Source organism: Streptomyces sp. NPDC005799 (assembly GCF_040630525.1).
Taxonomy (GTDB): domain Bacteria; phylum Actinomycetota; class Actinomycetes; order Streptomycetales; family Streptomycetaceae; genus Streptomyces; species Streptomyces griseorubiginosus_B.
Window position 1 is genome coordinate 1 of record NZ_JBEXXQ010000081.1, and the last position, 9,224, is coordinate 9,224.

The 9,224-nt window shown below is 71.5% G+C and carries 11 protein-coding genes; 4 read left to right on the forward strand and 7 right to left on the reverse strand.

Annotation, left to right across the window (positions count from 1 at the left end):
• Positions 1–60: 60 nt before the first annotated feature.
• From fabF to ABZ453_RS46210, 5 genes are all read right to left on the reverse strand, one after another.
• Positions 61–1,332, reverse strand: coding sequence for a beta-ketoacyl-ACP synthase II (gene fabF / locus ABZ453_RS46190; protein ID WP_133041242.1), 1,272 nt, complete (start codon positions 1,330–1,332; stop codon positions 61–63).
• A gap of 83 nt (positions 1,333–1,415) precedes the next feature.
• Positions 1,416–1,664, reverse strand: coding sequence for an acyl carrier protein (locus ABZ453_RS46195; RefSeq protein WP_015660680.1), 249 nt, complete (start codon positions 1,662–1,664; stop codon positions 1,416–1,418).
• Positions 1,665–1,745: 81 nt separating this feature from the next.
• A complete protein-coding gene (locus tag ABZ453_RS46200; RefSeq protein WP_359025344.1) occupies positions 1,746–2,741 on the reverse strand; it encodes a ketoacyl-ACP synthase III in 996 nt (331 codons plus the stop codon).
• Between the two features lie 22 nt (positions 2,742–2,763).
• Positions 2,764–3,681 carry an ACP S-malonyltransferase gene (locus ABZ453_RS46205; RefSeq protein WP_359025346.1) on the reverse strand — a complete coding sequence of 306 codons (918 nt, stop codon included), beginning with the start codon at positions 3,679–3,681 and terminating at the stop codon, positions 2,764–2,766.
• Between the two features lie 89 nt (positions 3,682–3,770).
• Positions 3,771–4,976 carry a helix-turn-helix domain-containing protein gene (locus ABZ453_RS46210; RefSeq protein WP_359025348.1) on the reverse strand — a complete coding sequence of 402 codons (1,206 nt, stop codon included), beginning with the start codon at positions 4,974–4,976 and terminating at the stop codon, positions 3,771–3,773.
• Between the two features lie 95 nt (positions 4,977–5,071).
• Here ABZ453_RS46210 and ABZ453_RS46215 point away from each other — a divergent pair, with 95 nt between their 5' ends.
• Both ABZ453_RS46215 and ABZ453_RS46220 read left to right on the forward strand, forming a co-directional pair.
• Positions 5,072–5,725: a pirin family protein gene (locus ABZ453_RS46215; protein ID WP_359025394.1), complete on the forward strand. Its 654-nt coding sequence runs from the start codon at positions 5,072–5,074 to the stop codon at positions 5,723–5,725.
• A gap of 50 nt (positions 5,726–5,775) precedes the next feature.
• Complete coding sequence (locus ABZ453_RS46220) at positions 5,776–6,612, forward strand: hypothetical protein (protein ID WP_359025350.1); 837 nt, start codon at positions 5,776–5,778, stop codon at positions 6,610–6,612.
• Here the strand turns inward: ABZ453_RS46220 and ABZ453_RS46225 are convergent.
• Positions 6,584–7,423: a serine hydrolase domain-containing protein gene (locus tag ABZ453_RS46225; RefSeq protein ID WP_359025352.1), complete on the reverse strand. Its 840-nt coding sequence runs from the start codon at positions 7,421–7,423 to the stop codon at positions 6,584–6,586. The genes ABZ453_RS46220 and ABZ453_RS46225 overlap by 29 nt on opposite strands.
• 113 nt (positions 7,424–7,536) lie before the next feature.
• Here ABZ453_RS46225 and ABZ453_RS46230 point away from each other — a divergent pair, with 113 nt between their 5' ends.
• Complete coding sequence (locus tag ABZ453_RS46230) at positions 7,537–8,007, forward strand: MerR family transcriptional regulator (RefSeq protein ID WP_359025354.1); 471 nt, start codon at positions 7,537–7,539, stop codon at positions 8,005–8,007.
• Positions 8,004–9,020, forward strand: a complete 1,017-nt coding sequence (locus tag ABZ453_RS46235) for an aldo/keto reductase (RefSeq protein ID WP_359025356.1) — start codon at positions 8,004–8,006, stop codon at positions 9,018–9,020. The genes ABZ453_RS46230 and ABZ453_RS46235 overlap by 4 nt, the downstream gene beginning before the upstream one ends.
• Before the next feature lies 1 nt (position 9,021).
• Here the strand turns inward: ABZ453_RS46235 and ABZ453_RS46240 are convergent.
• The coding region (locus ABZ453_RS46240; RefSeq protein ID WP_359025358.1) for an SHOCT domain-containing protein at positions 9,022–9,224 on the reverse strand (203 nt) is incomplete at its 5' end.

Below are 9,224 nucleotides of genomic sequence, written 5' to 3' on the forward strand. Positions count from 1 at the left end.
GGGCCCTCACCGGGCGGTGAGGGCCCTTCGGTTGTGCGGGGGCCGGCGTACGGGCGGTTCTCAGACCGTCCGGAACGCCAGGACCACGTTGTGCCCGCCGAAGCCGAACGAGTCGTTCAGCGCGGCGACACGGCCCTCCACGGGCAGCTTGCGGGCCTCGCCGCGGACGACGTCGGCGTTGGCCTCCGCCTCCGGGTCGAGGTTCTCGACGTTGATGGTCGGCGGGGCGACCCGGTGGTACAGCGCGAGGACGGTGGCGACCGTCTCCACACCGCCGGCGCCGCCCAGCAGGTGACCGGTCATCGACTTGGTCGCGGAGACCGCCATGTGGTCCGCGTCGTCGCCGAACACCTTGCGCAGGGCCTTGAGCTCGGCGATGTCACCGGCCGGCGTCGAGGTGGCGTGCGCGTTGACGTGCACGATCTCGGCCGGGTCCAGGTCGGTGCGCTCCAGCAGGTTCTGCAGGGCGTGCGAGATGCCCCGCCCCTCCGGCTCGGGCTGCACGATGTCGTGGCTGTCGGCGGAGATGCCCTGTCCGACCGCCTCGGCGTACACCCGGGCACCGCGCGCGGCGGCGTGCTCGGCGGACTCCAGGACGATCACTCCGGCGCCCTCGCCGAGGACGAAACCGTCCCGCGCGACGTCGTAGGGACGCGAGGCGCCCTCGGGGTTCTCGTTGTTCTTGGACATCGCCATCATGTTGCCGAACGCGGCGATGGGCAGCGGATGGATGGCCGCCTCGGTGCCACCGGCGACGACGACGTCGGCGCGGCCCGTGCGGATCATCTCGATGGCGTAGCCGATGGCCTCGGCGCCGGAGGCGCACGCGGAGACCGGCGTGTGCACGCCCGCCCGGGCGCCCACCAGCAGACCCACGTTGGCCGAGGGGCCGTTGGGCATCAGCATGGGCACGGTGTGCGGGGAGACACGGCGGACGCCCTTCTCCTTCAGCACGTCGTACTGGTCGAGGAGGGTCGTCACCCCGCCGATGCCGGAGGCGATGACGGCGCCGAGGCGGTCCGGGTCGACCTTCGGGTCCTCACCGGCCTTGCCCTCGAAACCGGCGTCCGCCCACGCCTCCTTGGCCGCGACCAGCGCGAACTGCGCCGAGCGGTCCAGGCGGCGGGCCTGCGGGCGGGGGATGACCTCGGTCGGTTCCACCGCGACGGGCGCGGCGATGCGGACCGCCTGGTCGGCGGCCCACTCCTGCTCCAGGGGCTTCACACCGGACTTGCCGGCGATCAGGCCCTCCCAGGTAGAGGCTGCGTCGCCACCCAGCGGTGTGGTTGCGCCGATACCGGTGACGACCACGGTGCGATTGGTCGAGCTCACGGGAATTCTTTCTCCAATTACGAGGATTAAGCGGCGCCACCGCCGGGTGGCGGGGCCGGTTCAGCGCCCGGCCCGAGCAGGGCTCAGGCCTGGTGCTTGAGGATGTAGTCGGTCGCGTCGCCGACGGTCTTGAGGTTCTTGACGTCCTCGTCCGGGATCTTGACGTCGAAGCGCTCTTCGGCGGCGACGACGACCTCGACCATGGACAGCGAGTCGACGTCCAGGTCGTCGGTGAAGGACTTGTCCAGCTGGACGTCCTCAACCGGGATGCCGGCGATCTCGTTCACGATGTCGGCGAGACCGGCGACGATCTCTTCCTGAGTGGCGGCCATGTCAGGCGCTCCTTCTATGTGATCCAGAGGGTTTGGCAGTGCTCTGCGTGCCCGGACCGTTCGTGATCCGGCACGCAGTGCCTAGGGGAGGGTAACGACAGTCGCGGCGTATACGAGACCCGCCCCGAAGCCGATGACGAGCGCGGTGTCGCCGCTCTTCGCCTCACCGGTCGCCAGAAGCCGCTCCATCGCGAGCGGAATCGAGGCGGCCGAGGTGTTGCCGGTGGTGCGTACGTCACGCGCGACCGTGACGTGCTCCGGCAGTTTCAGCGTCTTCACCATCGAGTCGATGATCCGCTCGTTGGCCTGGTGGGGAATGAAGACGTCCAGGTCGTTCGGGGTGATTCCGGCCGCGTCCAGCGCCTGCTGGGCGACCTTCGCCATCTCGAACACGGCCCAGCGGAACACCGCCTGGCCCTCCTGCGTGATCGCAGGGAACTTGCCCGTGCTGTCGTACTCGGTCCACGGCACGGTCTGCTTGATGGTCTCCGACTTGTCGCCCTCGGAGCCCCAGACGGTCGGGCCGATCCCGGGCTCGGTGGCCGGGCCCACCACGACCGCGCCCGCGCCGTCGCCGAACAGGAAGGCGGTCGCCCGGTCCTCCAGGTCGGTGAGGTCGGACAGCCGCTCCACGCCGATGACGAGGACGTACTCCGCGCTGCCCTCGACGATCATGCCCTTGGCGAGGGTCAGGCCGTAACCGAAGCCCGCGCAGCCCGCCGAGATGTCGAAGGCGGCGGCCTTGTCCGTGCCGAGCTTGTCGGCGATCTCGGTCGCCACGGCCGGGGTCTGCTTGAAGTGCGAGACCGTCGAGACGATGACGCCGCCGATCTGCTCGGCGGAGATGCCGGCGTCGGCGATCGCCTTCCCCGACGCCTCGATCGACATGGCGGCGACGGTCTCCTCTTCGTTCGCCCAGTGCCGGGTCTGGATGCCGGAGCGCGAACGGATCCACTCGTCGGAGGAGTCGATCGTCTCGAGGATCACCTCGTTCGGCACCACCCGGGTGGGACGGTAGCCGCCCACGCCGAGGATGCGCGCGTACGGGGCGCCCTTGCTGGGCTTGATCTTCGACATGTTCGTACGGCTCCTTAGGGCGTCAGGCTGAAGCGTGCTCGGCGATGAGCGCGCGGGCCGCGTCGAGGTCGTCGGGGGTCTTGAGCGCGAGGGTCTTCACGCCCGGCAGCGCGCGCTTGGCGAGGCCGACCAGCGTGCCGCCCGGGGAGACCTCGATCAGGGCGGTGGCGCCGAGCTCCTGGAAGGTCTCCATGCACAGGTCCCAGCGGACCGGGTTGGCGACCTGGCCGACCAGCCGCTCGAGCACCTCGGCACCGGTGGCGACGGCCTGGCCGTCCTTGTTGGAGACGTACGTGACCTTCGGGTCGGCCGGGGTGAGGTCGGCGGCGGCCTTCGCCAGCGCGTCGACCGCCGGGGCCATGTGGTGCGTGTGGAACGCGCCGGCGACCTTCAGCGGGACGACCTTGCGGACGCCCTCGGGCTTGTCCTCGTTCAGCGCGGCGAGCTGCTCCAGTGTGCCCGCGGCGACGATCTGGCCGGCGCCGTTGACGTTCGCCGGGGTCAGGCCCAGCTTCTCCAGGTGCGGGACGGTCACCTCGGGGTCGCCGCCGAGCAGCGCCGACATCCCGGTCTCGGTGATCGCGGCGGCGTCCGCCATGGCCAGACCCCGCTTGCGGACCAGGGTCAGCGCGGCGGTGTCGTCGAGGACGCCGGCGAAGGAGGCGGCGGTGATCTCACCGACGGAGTGACCGGCGACGGCGTTCGGAGACATGTCACCGAGTGCCGCGGCGGACAGGATTCCGGCGGCGACGAGGAGCGGCTGGGCCACAGCCGTGTCCCGGATCGCGTCCGCGTCGGCCTGTGTGCCGTAGTGGGCGAGGTCCAGTCCGATGGCGTCCGACCAGGCGGCGACGCGGTCGGCGGCACCGGGGAGTTCGAGCCAGGGAGTCAGGAAGCCGGGCGTCTGGGCGCCCTGGCCGGGAGCGACGAGTACGAGCACTCTCACACTCTCTCTTGAGGGCGGCCCGGGCCGCCCGTGGGGACAAGGACGAAGAACACGAGGGGGTTTTGTGGATCCCCGACAAAAGACTAGGCGGGGAGATCCCCAACGGCCAGACGCCCCAGGATCAGCGCGATGCGCAGGGTGAAAGCGGAGCGTACATCAGAGGGTGACCAACCGGTGACGTCAGTCACACGTCGAAGCCGGTAGCGCACGGTGTTCGGGTGAACGAAGAGCATCCGGGCCGCGCCCTCGAGACTGGACGCCTGTTCGAGGTAGACGGAGAGCGTCTCCAGAAGTGCCGAGCCGGCCTCCTCCAGCGGTCTGTAGATCTCCTCCACCAACTGCTCGCGGGCGCTCGGGTCACCCGCGATCGCGCGTTCCGGAAGCAGATCGTCCGCCAGTACCGGGCGCGGCGCGTCCTGCCAGGCGGAACACGCCTTGAGGCCGGCGGCGGCGGCCTGCGCGGACCGGGTGGCGGCCAGCAGGTCCGGTACGACGGGACCCGCCACCACCGGTCCGGCCGCATAAGGGCCGATCAGCGACTTGGCGACGCCGATCGGGTTGTCGCTGCCGCCGGCGATGACGACGAGCCGGTCGCCGAGCACCCCGGTGAGCACCTGGAGCTTGGCGTGCCGGGCGGCGCGCCGGATGGCCTCCACGGTCAGCTCGGAGTCCCCGTCGGGGGCGGTCCCCAGCACCACGCAGACATGTTCGGGCGCGTTCCACCCGAGGGCGGCGGCCCTGCTCACGGCCCCCTCGTCGGCCTCCCCGCTGAGCACCGCGTTGACGACGAGCGACTCCAGCCGGGCGTCCCAGGCACCGCGTGCCTCGGCGGCCTGGGCGTAGACCTGGGCGGTGGCGAAGGCGATCTCACGGGCGTAGACGAGCAGGGCCTCGCGCAGCACGTTCTCGTCGCCGGGCGCCGCCACCTCGTCGATGGCGGACTCCATGACCTCGATGGTCGTGCGCACCATCTCCACGGTCTGCCGCAGCGTGATGGCCCGGGTCAGCTCGCGCGGCGCCGTCCCGAACACGTCGGTGGAGATGGCCTGCGGGGCGTCGGGGTACCGGAACCACTCGGTGAAGGCGGCGATACCTGCCTGGGCGACCAGCCCGATCCAGGAACGGTTCTCCGGGGGCATCGCCCGGTACCACGGCAGCGTCTCGTCCATCCGCGCGATGGCCTGCGCGGCGAGGCTCCCGGAGGACTTCTCCAGCCGCTTCAGGGTCGCCGCGTGCGGATGGACGTCGGACCGGGTGGCTTCGGGCTTGCTGGCTTCGGGTTCGGGCACGGGACAAGACTGCCTTATCCGGACGGGAGTGTGCCGAGCAGGGTTGCGGGTGACCCCCGCACGGCTCCCGCCGCGCCGCTACCTTGGGGTACGTGATGGACGTACGGCGCGCTGCGGAGCGCTATCCCGGGGGCGACGCGGCGGCCGGTATCGAGTCCCGGCACGCCTTCTCCTTCGGCCCGCACTACGACCCCGACAACCTCCGCTTCGGCGCGGTCATCGCCTGCAACGAGGAGCGGCTGGCCCCCGGCGCCGGGTTCGACGAACACCCGCACAGCCACACGGAGATCGTCACCTGGGTGGTCGAGGGCGAGCTGACCCACCGCGACTCCGAGGGCCACGTCACGACCGTGCGCCCCGGGGACGTGCAGCGGCTGAGCGCTGCGGCGGGGGTACGGCACGTGGAACGCAACGACGGCCCCGCCCCCCTGACCTTCGTCCAGATGTGGCTGGCCCCCCTGAAACCCGGTGGCGACCCGTCGTACGAGATCGTCCACGGCATCGCCGACTCCACCCCGTACGCGGTCCCGGAGGCGGGCGCGATGCTCCACGTGCGGCGCCTGGGCCCGGGGGAGCGGACGGCGGTACCGGACGGCGCGTTCGTGTACGTCCACGTGGTGCGCGGCGACGTACGGCTCGGGGGGCAGGAGCTGGCGACGGGGGACGCGGCGCGTATCACCGACGCCGAGGGCCTGGAGGCGGTCGGGCTGACGCGGGCCGAGGTGCTGCTGTGGGAGATGAACGGTTGATCCCTGCCAACTCCCTTGCACCGCAAGGCGGCTGACCTATCATCGGCGCCATGTCCGAGGGGGATGCACCGCAGGTCGAGGCCGACGCGAGCCGCCACTCCGAGCCGGTCCCGCTGACCAGAAGACAGCGGCAGGTGGCGGGAGGTGTGGGCGGAGCGCTGGCCGCCGCCGGGGTCGCCGCGGTGTTCACGGGCGGCAACCAGGCCGGGAGCGTGGCCATGCTGGCCGCCGGCGCGCTGTTCCTGCTGATCGCGGTCAGCGGGATGCCGATCGTCGGGGCGAAACTGCGGGACTTCGAACTGCACCTGGCGGTGCGCCGCAACGAGGCGGTCGACCGGACGGCGGCACGGCTGCCCGAGGGGGAGGCCCAGCGGCTGCGGGAGATCATCGAGTCGGCCTACGGCGACTCGGAGGAGCCGTTGCTGGAACTGATCGAGATGCTGCTCCTCGAAACGCGCGTCAGGGACGGCCTGGCCGGCGACCTGCAACCGGGCGAGCTGGTAGAACCGCATCCCGAGGCGGGGATCGGCGAACCACTGGTCGTCCATGTCTCGGCGGACCGGCACGTGCGCATCGGTGTCTTCTCGATGTACGCGCGCACCTGCCCCAGGCAGTACCCGGCCGCGTTCGTGACCGAGTTCCTGGAACGGCTCACCGCCACCGGCTGCGACGCCGTCGTCTTCGTCACGGCCGTGCGCGACAACGGGGCCTTCGGCTCGCTCGCGGACCGGATCCGCTCGCTGGGCGTGCCCGTCTCCGTCGAGGACTGGCGTCCGCTCGGCGAGCCCCGCCCGCTGCGCCCCGCGATCGAGCGGCTCGCTTCGGAGGTGCTCGCCCGGAGGCCCGCCGGGACCGGCGTCACACCTCCGCGAGCACCGCGTCCGTGAAGGGCGGCCACGCCTCGATCGCCCACGGGCCGAACGCGCGATCCGTCAGAGCTGCGCACGCGACCCCTGTGCCGTTCCCGCCCGCCCACCCGGCGTCCGGGTCGATCCACAGGAACGTGCCGGACTGGCCGAAGTGGCCGAAGGTGCGCGGGGAGGACGAGGAGCCCGTCCAGTGCGGGGACTTGGCGTCACGGATCTCGAAGCCGAGGCCCCAGTCGTTGGGGTTCTGGTGGCCGTAGCCCGGCAGGACGCCCTTGGTGCCCGGGTACTGGACGGTCATCGCCTCCGCGACCGTGCGGGGGTCGAGGAGGCGCGGGGCCTGGATCTCGGCGGCGAAGCGCAGGAGGTCGGCCACCGTCGAGACGCCGTCCTTCGCCGGGGAGCCCTCCAGCGAGGTGGACGTCATGCCCAGCGGCTCCAGCACCGCCTGCCGCAGGTACTCGGCGAACGGGATGTCCGTGGCCTTGGCGATGTGGTCGCCCAACTGCTCGAAACCGGCGTTGGAGTACAGCCGCCGCTCGCCGGGCGGGGCCGTCACCCGGTGCTCGTCGAAGGCGAGACCCGAGGTGTGCGCGAGCAGATGACGGACGGTCGAGCCGGTCGGCCCGGCCGGCTCGTCGAACTCGATCGCGCCCTCCTCGTACGCGACGAGCGCGGCGTACGCCGTGAGCGGCTTGGTCACCGAGGCCAGCGGGAAACGCCGGTCGACGGGGCCGTGGGTGCCCGGCACCGTCCCGTCGGCCCGCACCACACCCGCCGCGGCGACGGGAACCGGCCAGTTTTCGATCAGCGCGAGGCTCTGCAAGGACATGCCGACGAGCCTAAGCCGCTTCCCCTTCCTGCTTCTCGTGGGGTCAGGCTGGGGGCTGTTTCTTACCGATTCCGCTTGCTTGGAGTGCACTCCAAGGCCATAGCGTTGAGGCCATGACGGTGATGGAGACCACCCCTACCAGGACCGACAGTTGCGGCGCCCCGCCCCATCCGCACCGGCGCCCGCAAGGCCAGGACAGCTACACCATCAGCGAGGTCGTCGCCTTCACCGGGCTGACCGCGCACACCCTGCGCTGGTACGAGCGCATCGGCCTGATGCCGCACGTCGACCGTTCCCACACCGGCCAGCGCCGGTACAGCAACCGCGACCTCGACTGGCTCGACCTCGTGGGCAAGCTCCGGCTCACCGGAATGCCGGTAGCCGACATGGTCCGCTACGCGGAACTGGTGCGCGAGGGCGAGCACACCTACGGCGAGCGGTTCGAGCTGCTGGAGGAGACCCGGCGCGACGTACTGGCCCGGATCGCGGAGCTGCAGGACACGCTCGCGGTGCTGGACCGGAAGATCAGCTTCTACGCGGACGCGGAGCGCGCCCGCGCCTACGAGGGGGAGAAGGTCCGATGACCGACGGCAGGATCCCGACCGCACCTCTGGGCGGGAGCGGCCTCGAGGTCGGCGTCCAGGGCCTCGGCTGCATGGGCATGAGCTTCGCCTACGGCCCCTCCGACGCGAAGGAGTCGCGCGCCACCCTGGAGCGTGCCCTGGAGCTGGGCGTCACGCTCTTCGACACGGCGGACGCCTACGGCCAGGGCGAGAACGAGAGGTTCCTCTCGCCGTTCTTCCAGGCCCACCGCGAGCAGGTCGTCATCGCGACCAAGTTCGCCCTGTCGATCCCGCCGGACGACCCCACCCGGCGGATCATCCGCAACGACCCGCCGTACATCCGCCAGGCCGTCGAGGCGAGCCTGAAGCGTCTGGACGTCGACGTCATCGACCTCTACTACATGCACCGGCGCGATGTGAACGTGCCGATCGAGGAGAGCGTCGGCACCATGGCGGAGCTGGTGCGCGAGGGCAAGGTGAAGCACCTCGGGCTCAGCGAGGTCACCGCCCAGGAACTGCGCACCGCCCACGCCGTGCACCCGATCGCGGCCGTGCAGTCGGAGTGGTCCCTGTTCAGCCGGGACATCGAGGCACAGGTGGTGCCCGCCGCCCGCGACCTGGGCGTGGCCCTGGTGCCGTACTCCCCGCTCGGCCGTGGCTTCCTCACCGGGGCCTTCACCAACCCCGACACGCAGTTGACCGCCGGCGACTTCCGCCGTCAGCAGCCCCGCTTCACCGGTGAGAACGCGGCCGCCAACGCGGCTCTGCTGGAGCCGATCCGCACGGTGGCCGAGGCCCACGGCGTGTCGCTCGGGCAGGTGGCGCTCGCCTGGGTCCAGCAGCAGGCGGCGGTGCACGGTCTCCCCGTGATCCCCATCCCGGGCACCCGCAAGCCGGGCCGCGTGGAGGAGAACGCGCGAGCGGCGACCATCGCGCTGACCGAGGACCAGCTGTCCCTGCTGGAGCCGATAGCGGCGAAGGTGGCGGGAGACCGGTACGCGGACATGACGTTCACCTCCGCCGGCCGGGAGTAGCTCAGAGTTCCGCCAGCAGTTCGGCCTTCTTCGTGGAGAACTCCGCGTCCGTCACCAGGCCCGCCTGATGCAGCTCGCCCAGGTGACGGATGCGCTCCGCGATGTCGGCGGGGTCCCGGCGGGCCGGCACCGACGGCGGCGATACGCACCGGCCCGGAGCCGCCCCGGCCGGCGCCCCCCACCGCCGCGGCGACGGCGCCCGCC

What these genes read in the sequence shown, in the direction of transcription:
- ABZ453_RS46220 (WP_359025350.1), top strand. Translation starts at nt 5,776, where the DNA reads ATGTCCGAGGGGGATGCACCGCAGGTCGAGGCCGACGCGAGCCGCCAC.
- ABZ453_RS46235 (WP_359025356.1), top strand. Translation starts at nt 8,004, where the DNA reads ATGACCGACGGCAGGATCCCGACCGCACCTCTGGGCGGGAGCGGCCTC.
- ABZ453_RS46215 (WP_359025394.1), top strand. Translation starts at nt 5,072, where the DNA reads ATGGACGTACGGCGCGCTGCGGAGCGCTATCCCGGGGGCGACGCGGCG.
- ABZ453_RS46200 (WP_359025344.1), bottom strand. Translation starts at nt 2,741, where the DNA reads ATGTCGAAGATCAAGCCCAGCAAGGGCGCCCCGTACGCGCGCATCCTC.
- ABZ453_RS46195 (WP_015660680.1), bottom strand. Translation starts at nt 1,664, where the DNA reads ATGGCCGCCACTCAGGAAGAGATCGTCGCCGGTCTCGCCGACATCGTG.
- ABZ453_RS46225 (WP_359025352.1), bottom strand. Translation starts at nt 7,423, where the DNA reads ATGTCCTTGCAGAGCCTCGCGCTGATCGAAAACTGGCCGGTTCCCGTC.
- ABZ453_RS46230 (WP_359025354.1), top strand. Translation starts at nt 7,537, where the DNA reads ATGACGGTGATGGAGACCACCCCTACCAGGACCGACAGTTGCGGCGCC.